The organism is Streptomyces sp. NBC_00273, from assembly GCF_036178145.1.
In the GTDB taxonomy this organism is placed as follows: domain Bacteria; phylum Actinomycetota; class Actinomycetes; order Streptomycetales; family Streptomycetaceae; genus Streptomyces.
In genome coordinates this window covers 787,153-803,545 of the sequence record NZ_CP108067.1, presented here as the reverse complement: position 1 = coordinate 803,545, position 16,393 = coordinate 787,153, and the positions used below count along the sequence as shown (strand labels likewise).

At 70.5% G+C, this 16,393-nt stretch carries 15 protein-coding genes; 8 read left to right on the top strand and 7 right to left on the bottom strand.

Annotation, left to right across the window (positions count from 1 at the left end; translation table 11 throughout):
• Positions 1-255: 255 nt before the first annotated feature.
• Positions 256-780: a hypothetical protein gene (locus OG386_RS03230; RefSeq protein ID WP_328786639.1), complete on the top strand. Its 525-nt coding sequence runs from the start codon at positions 256-258 to the stop codon at positions 778-780.
• A gap of 534 nt (positions 781-1,314) precedes the next feature.
• Here the strand turns inward: OG386_RS03230 and OG386_RS03225 are convergent.
• The 4 genes from OG386_RS03225 to OG386_RS03210 all read right to left on the bottom strand — a co-directional run bounded on the left by OG386_RS03225 (position 1,315) and on the right by OG386_RS03210 (position 5,141).
• On the bottom strand, positions 1,315-2,367 hold the full coding sequence (locus tag OG386_RS03225) for a serine hydrolase domain-containing protein (protein ID WP_328786638.1): 1,053 nt from the start codon (positions 2,365-2,367) through the stop codon (positions 1,315-1,317).
• Positions 2,368-2,662: 295 nt separating this feature from the next.
• Positions 2,663-3,262, bottom strand: a complete 600-nt coding sequence (locus OG386_RS03220; protein ID WP_328786637.1) for an SMI1/KNR4 family protein — start codon at positions 3,260-3,262, stop codon at positions 2,663-2,665.
• A 124-nt stretch (positions 3,263-3,386) separates the two neighbouring features.
• Positions 3,387-3,662: a hypothetical protein gene (locus OG386_RS03215; RefSeq protein ID WP_328786636.1), complete on the bottom strand. Its 276-nt coding sequence runs from the start codon at positions 3,660-3,662 to the stop codon at positions 3,387-3,389.
• Positions 3,663-4,229: 567 nt separating this feature from the next.
• The gene (locus tag OG386_RS03210) at positions 4,230-5,141 is read right to left on the bottom strand and encodes a S41 family peptidase (protein WP_328786635.1); all 912 of its coding nucleotides are present in this window, start codon (positions 5,139-5,141) and stop codon (positions 4,230-4,232) included.
• 57 nt (positions 5,142-5,198) lie between these two features.
• On the opposite strand from OG386_RS03210, the gene OG386_RS03205 reads away from it, so the two are divergent.
• Positions 5,199-5,816: an ArsR/SmtB family transcription factor gene (locus OG386_RS03205; protein WP_328786634.1), complete on the top strand. Its 618-nt coding sequence runs from the start codon at positions 5,199-5,201 to the stop codon at positions 5,814-5,816.
• A gap of 84 nt (positions 5,817-5,900) precedes the next feature.
• Here OG386_RS03205 and OG386_RS03200 read toward each other — a convergent pair whose 3' ends face one another.
• Positions 5,901-6,746, bottom strand: a complete 846-nt coding sequence (locus tag OG386_RS03200) for a ferritin-like domain-containing protein (RefSeq protein ID WP_328786633.1) — start codon at positions 6,744-6,746, stop codon at positions 5,901-5,903.
• Between OG386_RS03200 and OG386_RS03195 the strand changes: the two genes are divergently transcribed.
• Positions 6,737-7,045, top strand: a complete 309-nt coding sequence (locus tag OG386_RS03195) for an ATP-binding protein (protein WP_328793150.1) — start codon at positions 6,737-6,739, stop codon at positions 7,043-7,045. The genes OG386_RS03200 and OG386_RS03195 overlap by 10 nt on opposite strands.
• 17 nt (positions 7,046-7,062) lie before the next feature.
• Here OG386_RS03195 and OG386_RS03190 read toward each other — a convergent pair whose 3' ends face one another.
• Together OG386_RS03190 and OG386_RS03185 are read right to left on the bottom strand one after the other, a co-directional pair.
• Positions 7,063-7,671 (bottom strand): hypothetical protein, encoded by a 609-nt coding sequence (locus OG386_RS03190; RefSeq protein WP_328786632.1) that lies wholly within the window; start codon positions 7,669-7,671, stop codon positions 7,063-7,065.
• Between the two features lie 309 nt (positions 7,672-7,980).
• Positions 7,981-8,568 (bottom strand): suppressor of fused domain protein, encoded by a 588-nt coding sequence (locus OG386_RS03185; RefSeq protein ID WP_328786631.1) that lies wholly within the window; start codon positions 8,566-8,568, stop codon positions 7,981-7,983.
• Between the two features lie 1,552 nt (positions 8,569-10,120).
• Between OG386_RS03185 and OG386_RS03180 the strand changes: the two genes are divergently transcribed.
• The 5 genes from OG386_RS03180 (at position 10,121) to OG386_RS03160 (ending at position 15,767) form a co-directional block, all read left to right on the top strand.
• On the top strand, positions 10,121-11,134 hold the full coding sequence (locus OG386_RS03180) for an SPFH domain-containing protein (protein ID WP_266608129.1): 1,014 nt from the start codon (positions 10,121-10,123) through the stop codon (positions 11,132-11,134).
• A complete protein-coding gene (locus OG386_RS03175; protein ID WP_328786630.1) occupies positions 11,131-12,030 on the top strand; it encodes a hypothetical protein in 900 nt (299 codons plus the stop codon). The genes OG386_RS03180 and OG386_RS03175 overlap by 4 nt, the downstream gene beginning before the upstream one ends.
• Positions 12,031-12,468: 438 nt before the next feature.
• Positions 12,469-12,912: a hypothetical protein gene (locus tag OG386_RS03170; protein ID WP_328786629.1), complete on the top strand. Its 444-nt coding sequence runs from the start codon at positions 12,469-12,471 to the stop codon at positions 12,910-12,912.
• An 847-nt stretch (positions 12,913-13,759) separates the two neighbouring features.
• Positions 13,760-14,728 (top strand): hypothetical protein, encoded by a 969-nt coding sequence (locus tag OG386_RS03165; protein ID WP_328786628.1) that lies wholly within the window; start codon positions 13,760-13,762, stop codon positions 14,726-14,728.
• Between the two features lie 436 nt (positions 14,729-15,164).
• Positions 15,165-15,767, top strand: coding sequence for a PASTA domain-containing protein (locus tag OG386_RS03160; RefSeq protein WP_328786627.1), 603 nt, complete (start codon positions 15,165-15,167; stop codon positions 15,765-15,767).
• Positions 15,768-16,393 lie beyond the last annotated feature (626 nt).

Below are 16,393 nucleotides of genomic sequence, written 5' to 3'. Positions count from 1 at the left end.
AACGGGAGACTGTTACGCACGGTTCTGTGGGAGCCCGGGGGTGCGATTCCCCCGGGCGACCCGACCATCAGATCCGGGCGCCTCCCAAACCCGTGAACAATTGACTTCGCAACCCGGTTCTGGCGCAGATCTCGGGGATTCGTCGCGGAGTGTCACGGGGACGTCATCATGAGTTGGGTCAGCCCGTAGGACGGTTCACCGCGACAGTCGAAATTTCTGGGCACTCTCGCGAGCCGTGCTGGCATGGTGTGAACCATGGCAGCGATAGACGACACATCCGAACCCGACAGCCCTGTCCTCAGTGCTTATCCGCCTTTGGTGGAGGCAGCGTGGCTGTACCAGGCGGACCAGGTGTGTCCGGAAGACCTGCCGATGACCGCTGCCCAGGCACTCGCCATGGGATTGGACACGCCGGCTCTGTGCGAGCTCGCCGGTCTGTCGTGTCATGCGGACCCCAGGGACATCCGCGACACATTCGAGCAGGCTCTCGAAGAATTGGGGATCACTCCGCCCGATCACCACCTGGCCCGACGATACGCGCTGCGCAGGCTGGCCACGCGATTCGCCACCGGGGAAGTGGATCTCGCCGGGTTGGCATCGGACGAGTGGTCGGAGACAGAGGTCGAGAGCGCTGAGGAGCAAGCATTCGTGGCGCTACTCCCGCCCTGCGCATGCTGCATCGAGTTCACGCTCGGGCTCGACAGGGTGGCATGGGAAGCGCAACTGCAGATTGCCGCCTGTGCCGTGGCCTCGCATCCCACTGTCGGGCCGCGCTTCTGACGAGTGGGGTAGGAAGGCGGTTCTGGCCCAACGTCAGGGGTCGCGATCGCGGAGGGTCACTGGAGCAGGATCATCTTGCGGAGGAGCTCGAATCCGGCGCGCCCGTAGAGCTGCAGCTTGATCTTCTTGATGCGATTGACCTCAACTGTCGTCGTGGGTGCGGGCACTGACAGATCGCCTGTGCCTGACCCCGCGCTGCGTCTGCTCCTCCAGGACAGGCGCGGCGTGTGGGGGCTCTCGGGATGCTCCGCTGCGAGGGTGCAGCACCGTTCAGTCAGGACGATGCCCAACGGGCGGCCCGTCGCGTACCGGCGTCACTGGCAGACCTGCGCCGGTACGCGGCGGCCGGTCCTCTCTGCCCTGAGGCTTCTCCTCTTTCGGCGGGAGTGATCACCGTCATTGCCTCAGCGGGTTCAGCGAGACATGGTCGTCCGTGGTATCGGGAACGCGCTCGGCGAAGGACATGTCGGTGCCCTCGCGGTCTCCCTTGCCCCATGAGGCAACGCTTTCGGCCGGATCCGCCCCGAGCCGTGGTCAGTTCGCCTCCGCCGCACGTTCTGCTTGCAGGGTGCGCAGGAGGTCGAAGGCCGGGCCGTCCACCGAGCGCCGGGTGTTGCCGAGGGCGATGACGGCGATCCGCTTCTCCGGGTCGAACCCCACGAAGGAAGAGAAGCCCCCTGTTCCTCCGTTGTGCCAGATCTGGAGGTGGCCGCCCTGCCGGGGGTGCAGGCGGTGTGCCATCCAGCCGAGGTGCACCCGGGCGAAGGGGCTCCTGCGGTACTCGACCGCACGGCTCAGGCGGATCGCCTCGGCGAGCCCTGCGGGGCCACCGTCCAACTGTGCCCGTACGAAGGCCACCAGGTCGGTCGCGGTCGAATGCAGGCCTCCCGCTCCCGCCAGGTCGGCGAGGTGCCACGGTGCGGCGGGCCGCCCGCGGCGCACGTGGCCCTGCGCGGAGCGTTCCGAGCGGGTGCCGTCCACCGTCACCACGGTGTCGGTCATGCCCAAGGGGACGCAGATCTCGCGGGTGATGAGGGCCTCGTACTCCGTGCCCGCTCGGCGGGAGAGGGCCAGCCCCAGCAGCCCGGCTCCGAGGTTCGAGTAGCGGAATCGCTTCCCCGGAGTGGCCCCCAGACGGGTCCCGGCCAGCCCGGCGAGCAGGACGTCGGCCGTGCAGTCGGCGTACGGATCCGGCTTCGACGGGCGCAGCAGGGCTGGGAGCAGCATGCCTTTCGGGAGTCGCGGCAGACCGGAGGTGTGAGTGGCCAGATGCTGCAGGGAGATCGGCTGGCCGTCCCGTGACGGAACGGCCGTCCCGGCGGGCAGGAGATCACCGAGCGGCTCGTCCAGGCCCACCGTGCCGGCGGATGCCAGGCGGGCCAGGGCCAGGGCGGTGAACACCTTGGTCACCGAGCCGATCTCGAACAGGGTGTCGGGGCCGGGGACACGGCTGTGGTTCGCACTGGTGGTTCCGGCACCGCGCATCTCCGCGACGTCGTCCACCACCGCGGCCACCACCACGCCGACGTGCTGTTCAGCCAGGCGGTCCGCGGTCTGTTGGGCGAGCGTTGCGAGTTCTTGTGCCATGACGGACATCATGGCGGCATCCCCCCGTGCGGCAGGTGCGCCCTGATGATGATTTCCTGCCGTCGGCCCTGCGACTTGAGCAGTACGGCGAGGCGGTGGCCGGGCTCTGCCACACCCCTGCCGGGGGCGAACGCTACAAGCGCGCGCGGGGGCCTCACCGCTTTGTTCACCCGCACCTGCACCCCGCACCGTCCTGCCAACAGCTGGGCGGAACGCCGCACATGGCTCACCGCACCCCAGGGGTCCGGAGATCGGCATGGGCTCAGGACCTGGGCAAGCCCTCTGCGGCGTACGGTCACCGAGTTCTCCGGGCCGTGGCCCGGGGGCCCCAAGGGGCGCTTGCCGCGGTCGACGGAGAGGTGAGGCCCAGCGCGGGGTTGTCCCTTCCGTCCCGCATGTGGTTGAGCCAGCGTTCGTACCAGCTCAGGAAGTCCTGGGCCGAGGAGACGTTCGCGTGCCAGAAGCCGTCCGCGTTGCCCGTGACCATGCGGCCGGTGAGCGGCCCGGTCACGCCGATGAGGCACAGGTCGGTACAGCCCATCTCAATGATGTGGAGGAACCGATCTCCTTGCAGCGCGTCCGGGTGGTCCACGTGATGGAACCCCCGCGGGGTGCCGTCCGGGGGTTGTCGGTCCATGGTGAACAGCCTGCAGTCCTCCAGCGGGAGCAGGCCGTAGAAGGGGCCGGCACCGCTGCCTCCGAGCCCGACGAGGAACTCTCGGTAGGCCGCCGGCAAAGAGATGTGGTGTTCACGCTCGAAGGCGTCCGCCTGCGCGGAACTGACCCGCGGGCCAACGCGAAACTGGTGGCGCTCGGCACCCATCGAGTGGCTGCGCCGTGCCTGGTAGGGCGCTCTCGCCAACTTGGAGCGCATGCGCGATATGCGGGAGTCCATCGGAGGAGCTCTTCTCTTGTCCGCCGTCACTCTACTGGCTCCTGAGCGAGACGCCTCCGAGCCTCTGGAGGACATCCAGCCGTGGGGTCGACGACGTGGTCGATCGAGGAGTCCGGGACCACGTTCAAGAACACCCACGGACGCGGTCCGCCGCGCCACCCGGAAACGCCTCACCGGCGCCGTGGCGGAACTCGGCGAGGACGGGAAGGACGGGGAGGAGGCGGCGCCGGGCCGGTCGGCCGGCCAGCTCCCCAGCCACTTCGGCGGCGAAGTCCTGGCCGTGTTGATGCGGGGCGAGTACCGGCCGTAGACGGCCTGCCAGCTCGTCGGCCTTCAGCAGGCCGGTGTCGACGCGGTGGTGTTCCTGCCGCAGCCGGGTCGCATGACCGCGGGCGTTCACCAGGCCCTCACTGGACTGCTGGGGCGACCTCTTGAAGACGACGATGCCCGCAGGTTCGGTCCGTGACGTGGTCCTTGCGTCCCCCGGCCTGGCCGGGCACCGCGGCCGCCGCCAACACCCCGCCCCTGCCGCGCCTGACGTCCCGGCGCCCGCTCCCGCCGCAGGGCCGGCCGGCGCGCGCGGCCCCGCGCCCGCGCCGGGCTGCCGGCGGGGGAGACAGCCGATCCGTGGGCGCCGCACGCGAACGCGAACGCGAACACGGGCGCGGACGCGGACATGAAGCGCTCCTGCGGCCCGCTGACCGGGGGCCTGCGCCAGGGGTGCCGCGCACCTCGACCTCGAGGGCCGAGCGAAGGCGCCGGAGCGGCTGGGCGTGGACCGGCTCGCGCAGGCCATGATCGTGACGGCGGTCAGGGACGTCCTCCCTGACCAGCCGGGCCTGCTCGTCGGGCCCGCCAGTGACCGTTCCTGGCGACCTGCATACAGCAGATCCGTGAAGACGAAGGCCCCGACCTCCTCGCCGCCCAGCGAAACCCGCAGGTCAGGCAGCAGGCTCCGACTGGAGTGTCAGGCCGATCGTGCCAGGCGGGCCAGAGCCTGCTCATGGGCGCGGGCCAGGGCGTCGGCGGTCGGGCACGGGAGGTCCGGAACGACCCCGGTGCCTTCCCAGTTGGTCCCCGAGACCGGATTGACCGACCGGCCCACCGGGATGGACGCCTCGAGGTGTGGATGCAGGGTCCAGCCCTCCCGCGGGTGGGCCCCGCCCCCCGTGGTCTCTCCCACCACGACCGCCCGGCCGAGCTGCTGGAGGTCGTACGCGAGCTCCTCGGCGGCGGAGAAGGTGCGCGGGCTGGTCAGCACGTACACCGGCTTCTCACCTCCGAAGCGCGGGCCGGGGACGTATGCCGGCGACCAGGACTGCTCGCGGCGGTCACCCTCGCGCCAGTGCATGGTGTTCAGCAGGGTGCGCTCGTCCAGCAGGTGGCCGCACACGAAGGCGACCGTGTCGGGCGAGCCGCCGAGGTTGCGGCGCAGGTCCAGGATCAGCGCCCGGGCCCGGGAGGCCACCGCCAGCGCGGCCCCGAGCGGCTCGGCGGCCCACTCCAGCGGGAAGAGGTTCGGCGTGAGCTCGAGGACGGCCACCCCGCCGTCCAGCATCTCCAGGCGCGTTACGCCGCCCAGCGACGCCTCGAAGTCGCGCCGCATCTCCGCGAGCACCGCCGCGCCCTGCTCCTCGGGCACCCGGTCGGCGTGGTACTTCAGCCGCAGGTGCCGGTCGCCGTTGCGGGACTGGAGGTCGGCGGTGACCACCCGGCCCAGCTCTTCGGGGGTGGCGACGTCGTAGGCGCCGGCGGCCAGACGGTCCCGGACCAGGCCGGCGAGCTCTTGGCCGAGTTCGGGGAAGACGTAGTGCGCGGCGAGCAGCTGGGCCAGTTCCTCGACGACGGGGGCGGGCTGAATGGATGTCAGAGTCGGCATGGCGAGGAGTAGATCACCGGCCTTGCGAAAGAGTCAAGAGCGTTAGACACTTACGTCATGACGCACAACGACGCGGACACCGGCGGGGACACCGACGCGGGCACAGGCTTGGCCACCGGCGTGGATACCAGCGTGGACACCGGCCGGCACGAGGCGGCCTGGGAGCCCCCGGAGGACGTCCAGCACATCGGCGCGCCCGAGCAGTACGCGGCTCTGGCCCACCCACTGCGCCAGCGACTGCTGTTCGCCCTGACCCAGCGGACGGCCACGGTCAGCCAGCTCGCGGTGCTCCTCGACGCGAAGAAGGGCAACCTCGCCCATCACCTCAAGGTGCTGAGCGACGCCGGACTGATCGGTATCGCCGGCACCCGCACGGTACGCGGCGGCACCGAGCGGTACTACGGGCGGACGGCCCGCAAGCTGCTCGTCGCCGAGCCGCAGGCGATCGGCACCGCCGCCCTGTTCAGCGCCTTCGCCCAGGAGATCGACCGCTCCCCGGCCGACCACCTGCTGCGCCTGCGCCACTTGCGGCTGACCCCGGCCGCGGCCCGCGAACTCGGCGAAACCCTCGCCCGCTTGGTCGACGAGGCCGAACAGGCTCCGGAGGGCGAACCGGTGCACGGCGTCCTCGTCTCGCTGTACACCGCCCACGACCCCGACCGGCCCACCCCCTAGGCGTGCTGTCCCGGGGGTGTGGACGGGTGGTCCAGGTCTCGGCCGAGGCAAGCACGGGAATCCCCGTACGTTCCGGCCAGCCGGTCAAGTGAGCCTAGGCAGCTGCGCGAGCACAGGGCGGGCTGGACCGGGCGATGCTTGCTCGGAGCCGGTGATCGACCCTCGTGCGTGCGGCAGAACGCCGGCGGCGGCAGGCTCCGCCGAGACGGCGGGCACCCGCAGCGGGGCGGTCCCGAGGATCGCCGAGACCACCGGACCGCCCGCCCCCATCACTTCCGCCACGAAACGTCCTCGCCCGACCCCGAGCCTGCGCAGCGCCCGTCCGTGGTCGGCGGCTACGACCAGACCCGCGCCGAGGAGCATCACCCGCCACCCCGCCAGCACCGGCCGCCGGGCCGCGCGCGGCAGCTCCGCGACCGACGCGCGCAGGCGCTCGCAGTGGAACGGGACGTGCCGCTCCTCGTCTGCCAGGATGCGGCCGGCGACCTCCGACGTCAGCGGATCGTCCGTCCCATCACGCAGCGCCCGGTAGTAGCGCAGGGCCACCACTTCCGCGACCATCAGCAGCAGCAACTCCGTCCGCAGCCCCGGCAGGCGACGCAGTCGCGCGAATGCCGTGTCACTCCAGTGCCCGGCTTGCGTCGTCGCCCCGCCCGCCTCGAGCAGCAGAGCGAGGAGCCGCGCGTGGTTCTGCTCCTCGGCGACGAACAACCGCACCGCTGCCGAGTACGCCGGGTCGCCCGCCGCGTCAGCCTTGGCGAACAGGGCCGAGCTGTCGCCGTCCTCGCCGGCTTGGAATCGCTGGATGCTCGCCCGCACCGCCGGGGGCAGTGAAGCACCCGACTCCCACTGAGGGTCGGGCCCGGCTGCGCGACGGTCCCGTTCGGACTCGAAGTGACGTGTCCATTCCGCGAATCCCGATGCCCCCATGCCGCTCTCCTCCGTACCCCGCCCCGCCGGCCGGGGCGGGATCTCCTCGACCACGAGGACGCGGCCGGGGGTGGTGCCGTTCCCGTCCCGTTTCTAGCGGGTCGTGGTCTACGGAGCGTGCGGAACGCAAGGCGACCGCCGTGGCCAGGAACTTCCCGTTCGCCGAGTGGGGCAAGACCTTCGGCGACCCGCGGCTCTGCGCGGCCGTCGCCGACCGGACCACCTTCCGCTGGACCCTCATCCCGACCGGTACCGAGTCCTATCGCTTCCGCATCACCGAAGCGGAACGACGCGGGTGACGGGGGAGTTCTCCTGGTCAGCTACGGCGGGACAGCGGAGTGCGCAGTTCCACGTGGAGCCGGACGGACGTGAGGACGGGTAGTCCGAAGAAGGCGTGACGCAGTTCCGTCGACCGCGCGGCGATGAGGTCGAGGTCGTGCAGCTGGCGCTTGAGCTCGTCGATCAGTGCCTTGTCGGTGTCGAGGAAGTCTCCGTCTTCGAGCCCGGCGCCGGCGAGGTGCTCGAGGTGCTGGTCATCGATGGCCCGGCGGCTGGCCCAGACGGCGAAGTCGGTGCACCCGAAGAGATACGCATGCGCGGCATTGAGGGTGGCGGCAGCGGCGGGTTCGTGCGCATCCTCAGGTCCCACCAGGCGGTCGTTGTTGCAGTAGTCGCTGAGCATGTACTCGGCCAGGCCGCGGTTGACGGCGGTATACGCTGCCGGATCGCCGAGTACGCCCTCCCATGCCGCATTCAGGAGCGGACGCAGCCCCAGAGTGAAGGCTGCCTGCTCTTCCTCGGGCAGATCCTCGTGCCAGGTCATCAGGCGCTCAGCAACACCTACGGCGAAAACGCCCCGCTCACTGGACGACGCGGCCTCCAGGCGCTCTTCCAGCAGCGCTGTGAGGTCCTGCCACGTGTCCATCCGAGCCACCCCGATCGAGATACCGACGGGCTCAGGCCCGCCTCGGGGATCATCCCATCCAGCGCTGACAGCGCTTGAAGCAGTCCCCGCGGAGCCAGCTCGAGTTCAAAGGGGCGGCGCCGTCCGCACCGTGCCTGTCAGGGACTCGGACCGGAAGGGTCCGGGCCACCAAAGTACTGGCCCGTATCCCGCCGCTACCGCACACACTCCCACCCACAGTCCCACAGACACCTCACTCCATCGGAGTGGCTCTCGGTCACCCCGCCGAAACCGCACGCGGTGACCGCCAAGAGAACGTCGGCAGACGCCTCACACCACCGATGCCCGGAAGGGATCAGTGGGAATGATGCCCGCCTCGTCGAAGAGCTGCTCCAAGGCCTCATGACCCTGGTCCCTGCGGAACTCGATTTCGGCAGCCGTCACGGGCAGGGTCCACAGGATGCGGGCGTGCCCCTCGGGCAGCGGACAGTGCTCGAGGTCGGGACCGTGGAGGTAGGGCAGGCTGATCAACAGGTGGTCGCAGGTCGAGCCCGGCACCCATGGTTCACCGATCGGCATGCTGTGCTCCAGGTCGAGCTGGTGCCCTCCGCAGTGGTAGTAGGCGATCATGGACATGAGGTCGATGAACCGCTGGTCGCGGACGTGGGCGGTCATGACGAACTCGAGCCCGTGCCCGTCCTTCTCCATCGCGGCCCAGCACCCTGCGGTTACGTAGGCCCAGCTGTCGCCGCGCGGGCCGGGACTCACCACGAGGACCCGTAGGTCGGGCACGACGTCGCGCCGGTCCGGCCCGAGGTCGCACGCGACGACCTCGATGGAATGCCCCTCGAAGAACGCCCGGACATGTGTCTCAACGGCCTCAACGGCCTCAGCGGCCAGCAGCCTCGCATCACTCACCGCGCGATCATGTCAGACCTCGATCAACCGGCCCGACTCCTTGCCCGGCACCATGGCTCGTGCGCACCAGCCGCGCATGCGCGGCACCTCAGCATGCGGACCTACCGGTCTCACACCCGGGACGAGCGGTGCGTGCCTCCCGAACGCGGGTTATGGCTCACCTCCTGTGGACTCGTTGCAGAGCGTTGCGGTGGCGCCCCGGTGGCGTCCGCGCGTGGGTGATCTCACGACGCTCACCTACGGCTTGCAGCTCTGTGGCACCTGTCCCTTCAGCTACGGCAGCACCATCGACTTCCGCGAGCGCATCGTGCCCGAGCCGGAGATGACGGCATTCTGCGTGTTCGCGCCGATGGTCCTCGGAAGACATCCAGGGTATGTATCCCATCCGCGAGGTGGAGCGGCAGTTCATCAACGAGCGCGGGCCTGAGGCCTTCTGGAGGCGCGATTGGGAGCCCACTGACGTGCTGCGTCGCCCCGCAATCTGACCGGGAGGGCAGCGGTCCTGGTGTGGATGGGATGACTCAGTTCAGGGACGACATCAGGCGAGCAGGGACTCGCTTTCGCAGGAGTGGTTCCAGGGAAGAGCCGGGCCCGGCGATGACGGCGTCACGGGCGCGGTCGCTCCCCGCGGCCGCACTTCGGTGCTGCGGCCGACCCGTGCACCGACGATGTCGGCCAAGCGGGCACCGGCCCGCCCCGCGAGGGCGAGACCGATCGCGGCCAAAGTCGAGCGCAGGCGCTCGGTCCGCCGGCCCTACCTGCGGGCCAGACCTACCCGCCGGCTCGGCGGCCTCCGTCAAGCCGGAGTCGACCTCGGGGCCGTCCTGCCGCAGAGCGGCCGGACGGCCGCCGCAGCCCATGAGGCCGTCACCGCCAACACAGCGAACATCGGGGCCGAGGGCACCGGCCGGTGGGTCGATCCTCTGCGCCGCGCGATGCCGCAGGGCCGGGTCCTGGGCGCGGTCCTCGCGTCCCCGGCCTGGCCGGACATCACACCCGCGGCGGGTCGCTTCCGGACCCCGGCCTGCTCGTGGAGCCGGCCGGGGCAGGCGGGTCACGGGGGAGTGCGGCGGGTCAGTGCCTCGTAGGGGAGTCTTCGGTCCTCGGGACAGGCGGCACCCTGCGGGAACAGGGGCGGTGCGGGTCGCCGCCACACCCAAACCGGCCTGCAGGGAGGGGAGTCGTCGGACCGTAGACGTAGCGCCGCGCCCCGGTGGTACTCATCGCCGGGCCGAGGCCCCGCGGGTGCGGTCAGACGGAAGCGGAACGGACCGCGGTGCGGACGATGCACTCGACGGTCCGGACGGCTTCCGTCGCCTCCTACTCCTGTTCCTGCTCCGTCTCGTTGACGGTGAGGTCGAACGGCGCAGCGAGGGCCCAGTGGGTCCGTGCGCTCCGGCCGAGGGTGGAGCGGTCGCCCCCCAGAGCGGCTGCCCCCGAAGCGGGCTTCCTCTGCGAGCAGGGCCAGCGCCCCGGAAGCCTTCTTTTCGTCCCCTTGACGATATAGGCAGGTCTCGTTATCGTCGCACTGACGAAATGAAGGGGGTCCGCAATGGCCGACATCACCCGGCGCTTCGGCTGGCGTCATCTGCGCTCCGCGCCCACTGCCCACATCCGCCACCACAAGCGCGGCCGACTCGTCCACGACGGGCGGGGGCTCAGCTTCTGGTACCGGTCGCTTTCGGCGGCGCTTTCCGAAGTGCCGGTCGACGACCGGGAGCTGGCCATGGCGTTCCACGCCCGTACGTCCGACTTCCAGGACGTCGCCGTGCAGGCCACCGTCACCTACCGGATCAGTGACCCGGCCGAGGCCGCGGACCGACTCGACTTCTCCGTGGACCCGGACACCGGGAGCTGGCGCGGTGCTCCCTTGGAGCAGATCGCCACCCTCCTCACCGAGACCGCGCAGCAGCACACGCTGGACGTACTGGCCCGGACTCCGCTGGCCGTCGCCTTGGTGGACGGCGTCGCCTCCGTGCGGGAAAGGGTCGCCGCCGGTCTCGCCGCCGAGCCCAGGCTCCCGGCCACCGGCATCGATGTGGTGGCCGTGCGGGTCGTGGCGATCCGCCCCGAGGCCGAGGTGGAGCGCGCCCTGCGCACCCCGGCACGCGAGCAGATCCAGCAGGAGGCGGACCGGGCCACCTACGAACGGCGGGCCGTCGCCGTCGAGCGTGAGCGTGCCATCGCCGAGAACGAGCTGGCCAGTCAGATCGAACTGGCCAGGCGCGAGGAGCAGTTGATCGACCAGCGCGGCACCAACGCCCGCCGCGAGGCCGAGGAGAAGGCGGCGGCGGACGGCATACGCACCGAGACCGAAGCGGCCCGCAAGGTCCGCCTGGCCCGCGCGGACGCCGAGGCGGCGCGTGAGACGGGCGCGGCGCGCGCCGAGGCTCAGGCTGCCTGGCTGCGCGTGCACGACGAAGCAGGCCCGGGCACGCTGCACGCCCTGGCCGCGACCCGGCTGGCGGAGAACCTGCCGCGGATCGAGAGCATCACGGTCTCTCCTGACGTCCTCACCGGGCTCCTCACCAGGCTCGGACGCCCGGAAGGTGGCACGGGCGAGTGAGCCTGGCCCCGCGGGCGGTGCTCGTGCACCGCAGGACCGAGTACGAGGAGCTGCTCGCCCGGCACGGGACGCACGGACAGGCCGCGTTCTTCCTGTCCAGCCGGGGCCGGTCGATCGACGAGGTGGTCCGCCGGCACGAGCGCACGCGCCAGGCGCTTCGGGAGGTGGCCGCGGCGGTGCCGCTCACCTGGCGCAACTCCCGGGTGGAGCGGGCGGACCTGGACCGCTTCCTGTTCGCCCCGGAGGACGTGGTGGTCGTGGTCGGCCAGGACGGCCTGGTCGCCAACACCGCGAAGTATCTGCGCGGACAGCCGGTGGTGGGCATCGACGCCGACCCGGGGCGCAATCCGGGGGTCCTGGTCCGACACCGCTGCGCCGACGCGGGCGCGCTACTGCGTGCGGCGACCGCCGCCGGGAGCCTGGCGGAGGAACTGACCATGGTCGAGGCCGTCGCCGACGACACCCAGCGCCTTCTCGCACTGAACGAGATCTACCTGGGCTCGCCCGGCCACCAGACGGCCCGCTACCGCCTGGGGTCCGACGGAGACAAGGGCCCGGGCGAGGCCCAGGCATCCTCCGGGGTGCTGGTGGGCACCGGCACGGGCGCCACCGGCTGGCTTCGTTCCCTGTGGCTGGAACGAGGCAGTCCCGCGGGGCTGCCCGCGCCCTGCGACCGGCGGCTCCTGTGGTTCGTGCGCGAGGCCTGGCCCTCGCCCACGACCGGAACGACGAAGGTCGCCGGTGAGCTGGGGCGGGGGCAGGGGCTGCAGCTGACCGTGGAGTCGGACCGGATCGTCGTCTTCGGCGACGGGATGGAGAGCGACGCCCTGGAGCTGACCTGGGGCCAGAGCGTGCGGCTGGGCATTGCCGAAACGTCGCTGCGCCTAGTGACGTGAGCGCCGCGCCTGACCGGCTGTCACCATGGCAGGCTCACAGGAGGGCGGCGTGCCATGGTTCCTGCGCCGCCTGTGCCCGGTGCACGTATCGGGTGCCGCTACGCGTCGGAGTGGACCGCGACCACGTTCCACGGGCGGCACGTCGGCGCGTCGATGGTTGCCCGATCAAGATCGTCGTTGCGGGGTATCTGCAATGCCGCTGAAGGGCTGAGCCACGTACGTCATAAGTGCCCTTGTCTGCTGTGCCTCACAGGTCGCGATGAGAGCGTGAGGCGCAGGAGTCGCATGAGGATGTTGCGCATGGAACGGGCCGTATCGCACAGTTCGGGCTGGGCTGCCAGGGGTGCCAGGGGTGCGGTCAGCCGCGGCGGTGACGCCATCGGTCAGGTGTCCGAAAAGCGCTTCCGTGGATCGTTCCGCTCACCGTAGCCTCGTGCCGTGGCCGACGAATATGAGGCACCGGACGCCTTCAAGAACCGATGCACGAACGCGGCGCTGACGCTGGAATCCTGCATCAACTATTCCATCGACCGCATCTCCTTGGACGAGTCCAACGAGGACCGCAAGGACAACACGCTGGACGTGTGGCTGCGCGCGGGGCCGTGGAAGCCCGATGTGGTGATCTCGCTGTCCAATCTCCACTCGGTCCGCCCGTGGGAACCCGGACTGGGCACCTCCTTCATCGACGGGATCTCCCTCGTCCACCTGCCGAAGCTGCTGTTGCCTTGGCCCGCCGAGGCGGTTGGCCGACTCGAGCGCTCTGAGGACCTGTCCGAACTGGTCTGGCTGAGGATCACTGGACCGCTCGAAGTCGATGCTGTGGCCTCGATCGTGACCGTCTACCTGGCCCAGAGCGACGATGCAGCCTCCGTGCTCCGATGACAGCCTGAACCCCTCTTGGATGCACCAGAACTGCTCCGATATCGGGCCGACCTCGCGCCGCTCGTGCGAGAGCTGTTGATCGTCAGTAACAACCGGGTGCATGGGGCGATCGTGGCTAGCGACCTGGAGGTGTGGGAGGAGAGCACGGCAGCCGTGCAGCCGGTGTCGGAACCAGCTCCGCGGGCCGAGGGCTGCAGCAGCCAAATCGCTGAAGTGCTTCTGCACCAAGGTACATACGTGGTCAGTTTGATCCGACCGTGCCAATAATCCGAGCGCCGCAGCCGTTGCTGTCGACGTCCTTCCAGCGCGGGTACGACTCCCGCTGGTAGCCGTCGCGGACCTCTCCGGTGATCGGCAGCGGAGTGATCCCGTCCAGGACGGTGGCCTGGACGGCCTCGGCGGGGGAGGCGAGGACGAGAACCGTGAGGGCAGCGGCCGGCTCTGCGGTCCGCAGGGACGACTTCGACCCCGCGGCGCGGCTCCGGACTGGGCCGGGCGGCGGCCGTCCCTGTGCCTGGTCACTCCCGGCGCGGTCTCGGCCAGCGGCGCACCGGACATGCTGGCCCGCTCCAGGTAGAGATAGTGCTGCCGCCGCCGGTCCACCTGCCACCTGCCACCTGCCACCCACGATCGCGCGGTTTCCCGTCGGGGGCGATCGCGGTGAGCGTGCCGTGTCCGACCTACGAAGCCCGCGCAGCCGCGAAGTGCTGGGCGAAGCCTTCGTCGTGATTCCCTCTTTCGTCGTGCGGGCTTTCGACTTTCGTCGCGCCGGTTTCCGACATTCTTCGCACCGGTTTCCGTCCGTGGGCTGATGCAACGCTCCTGCGCCTCGGCCAAGATCTTCCGCATGACCTCAGACTTCCGCGCCGACCAAGCCCTGCTGACTGTGCTCGGCCCGGTCTACGCAAGGCGCCACGTCAGCACGCACATCCTGCTGGCCTGTATCAGCAAGGACGCCCGGGTCCAGGATTTCCTCGCCCCGTACCTCCTCACGTCACACGTGATCCGCCGGGGCGTTGGGGGGATGGACGAGGAACCCGGAAAGGTCGAGGTTGCGTTGGCCGAGCAGGAGGGCCGTTCGCTCACGCTCAGTACCGTCGGGGCAGCGGCGCTCGCCCGGTGCAAGGAGCAACCGTCCATGACCGGTCAGCGCGTCGAACGTTCGCCAGTCGATCTGCTGGTAGCCATCCTGGACGACCCGTCCTGCGGTGCGGTGAGCTACCTGAACGGATGCGGCGTGGACGTCGTTGCGCTGCAACAGGCCGTGCGGTCGGGACGGGTCCCGGACGTGGAGGACGCTCTCCCGCCGGAACTGCGCTCCACCCGCGACGCCCTGGTGGGCCGCCGCCGCTACAAGCCGCGTGAGCTGGGGCAGTTCTGGACGACTCTGCTGGTGAAGGTACTGCCGGTGAACGCCGCGGCGCACCCGGTGCTGTGGGCGCGCCTGGAGGCCGGGGAACTCGCCGGTCAGCACCGTGGGAAGGTCCGCACCGACGATGTTCTCCTGGGCATGCTGCGGACACACGCGGTCGCGCAGGCCTACCCACACCTGACGAGAGGGGCGAAGGGCGACTACGACGGAGGTCGGGTCCTGGTCGAGACCGGAGTGGACCACGAACGGGTACGTGTGGCGATGGAGAGTGCAGACCTCGGCCAGGACACGGTGCCGCCGCGCGAGCTCCTCAAGGACACGATGGCCGGCGGCACCTCCGACCTGCTGGACCGGTTGCTCAGCGAGCCGGGAAACCGCAGTGTCCGGCTGCTGGTGGCGCTCGGCGTGGAGCCGGCCGTTCTTCGGCGCCCCGCTGGTTCCTGACCGCTGCTGATTCCCGACGGTGGACACCCGGGTGACCTGAGCGAAGGGCTCTGGTGCTGCCCTGGTGGGCCGCCTCGTGGACGCGACTCTCCGGTGACGGGACGTGGGATCGTGACACCAGGCCGGCGTGCGGACTCCACCCAGCCCAGGCCCAGTCCGTCCTCGAGAAGATTCGCGTCCAGGACTACGGGCCGGGCAGGCCCCGCAAGACGCCGGACAGCATCCCGGCCGACTGGGCCTACGGCGACTGCCCCTGCCGCAGCCGTCACCATCTGACTCCGGACGCGATCGACGGAACAAGCGGGCGGCCGGGTTGCGAAGCCCGCCACGGCGCGGGGCTTTCGTGCGTCACAGGAACGTCACGGCCGCCTCACACCCTTTGCGCATCAGCCACCATGGCGTGATGCGTCCACTCCACAGCGTTACCCTCGCCGTCATGGCTGCCGCACTGCTCGCCCTCACTGCCTGCAACCCGCAGACCACCGACACCAGCAAGCCTGCCGTGCCCAGCACGCCCGCTCCCGCCGCCCCGGCACCGGCCGGCTCCGCTCCCGCCGCGAAGACCGCCACCCTTCCCAGCTTCGTCGGCAAGGGTCTCCAAACCGCCCAGGACGAAGCGCAGGCGGCCGGGTTCGCCATCCTCAAGTCCCACGACGCCCTCGGCCGCGACCGACTCCAAGCCCTCGACCGGAACTGGAAGGTCTGCAGCCAGACCCCTGCCGCCGGTGCGAAGGTCGACACGAGCACCACCGTGGACTTCGGCGCTGTGAAGCTGGAGGAGTCCTGCCCGGCCGCCGACGCGTCCCCTCCGAAGCCGGTCGGCAGCACCATGCCGGACTTCGTCGGGCAGGGCATGAAGGCGGTCCGCGGTGCGCTGCCCTCCAACGCGAGCATCACGGTGAAGGACGCGCTGCAGGGCCGCATGGTCCTTCAGGAGTCGAACTGGAAGGTCTGCTCGCAAGACCCGAAGCCGGGTACCGCGCTGACCGGACAGCCGGTCGCGTTCACCGTCGCCAAAGCGGAGGAGTCCTGCCCATAGGTTCTGCACTCAAGGGCGAAACCGCGTGGGTGTGCGCCCACCATGGGCTGCTGATCCGTCGTGCCGGGACACGGAAATCTGCGTCATTCCTGCCACCGTGCGGGGCTGACGCGCGACAGCTGGGCTGGAGGAACGGGCCGACCCGGGCCCCGGTACGGGTGCGCGGGCCGTCCTGCGGTGTGAACGCAGCGCGTGGGCACCGATGCCGACTCGCTCGGGCGTGATCGACTCCGATCGGACCGGGCGGTGGGAGGGCATGACGTGGGCGAGTGGCGGACCGATCCGTCCTCTGCGGCGTGCCGGGCGCTGGGGGACGGAACGGGAGGACCCGGCCGTCGTGCGCTCCGCGGCCGTGACCGGAGCACGGATCGTCCGGGATGCGGGCGATCCGGCGTGGATGCTGCCGTCGTCCCCGTGGCGCGGCCCGCCTGGCCCGCCCGGCCCGCCCGGCTTGGTTCGGCCCTCGGCATGGTTCGGCCGGCGTGTGTTGCGGTCGTGTCTGGCTCGTCCTGGAAGGAGGCGGTTTCCGGCCGGCTGTCTCGAAGGGGGCACGGTCGATCACGGTCGGTGAGATCCGAGTGCTTCGGGGGTGACCCGCCCCATAGGGCCCACGTCACAAACGAACC

Excerpts from the sequence above, each read along its gene's own strand:
- OG386_RS03230 (WP_328786639.1), top strand. The coding sequence starts at position 256 with ATGGCAGCGATAGACGACACATCCGAACCCGACAGCCCTGTCCTCAGT.
- OG386_RS03225 (WP_328786638.1), bottom strand. The coding sequence starts at position 2,367 with ATGGCACAAGAACTCGCAACGCTCGCCCAACAGACCGCGGACCGCCTG.
- OG386_RS03220 (WP_328786637.1), bottom strand. The coding sequence starts at position 3,262 with ATGGACTCCCGCATATCGCGCATGCGCTCCAAGTTGGCGAGAGCGCCC.
- OG386_RS03210 (WP_328786635.1), bottom strand. The coding sequence starts at position 5,141 with ATGCCGACTCTGACATCCATTCAGCCCGCCCCCGTCGTCGAGGAACTG.
- OG386_RS03205 (WP_328786634.1), top strand. The coding sequence starts at position 5,199 with ATGACGCACAACGACGCGGACACCGGCGGGGACACCGACGCGGGCACA.
- OG386_RS03195 (WP_328793150.1), top strand. The coding sequence starts at position 6,737 with ATGCCCCCATGCCGCTCTCCTCCGTACCCCGCCCCGCCGGCCGGGGCG.
- OG386_RS03200 (WP_328786633.1), bottom strand. The coding sequence starts at position 6,746 with ATGGGGGCATCGGGATTCGCGGAATGGACACGTCACTTCGAGTCCGAA.
- OG386_RS03190 (WP_328786632.1), bottom strand. The coding sequence starts at position 7,671 with ATGGACACGTGGCAGGACCTCACAGCGCTGCTGGAAGAGCGCCTGGAG.
- OG386_RS03180 (WP_266608129.1), top strand. The coding sequence starts at position 10,121 with ATGGCCGACATCACCCGGCGCTTCGGCTGGCGTCATCTGCGCTCCGCG.
- OG386_RS03165 (WP_328786628.1), top strand. The coding sequence starts at position 13,760 with ATGACCTCAGACTTCCGCGCCGACCAAGCCCTGCTGACTGTGCTCGGC.
- OG386_RS03160 (WP_328786627.1), top strand. The coding sequence starts at position 15,165 with ATGGCTGCCGCACTGCTCGCCCTCACTGCCTGCAACCCGCAGACCACC.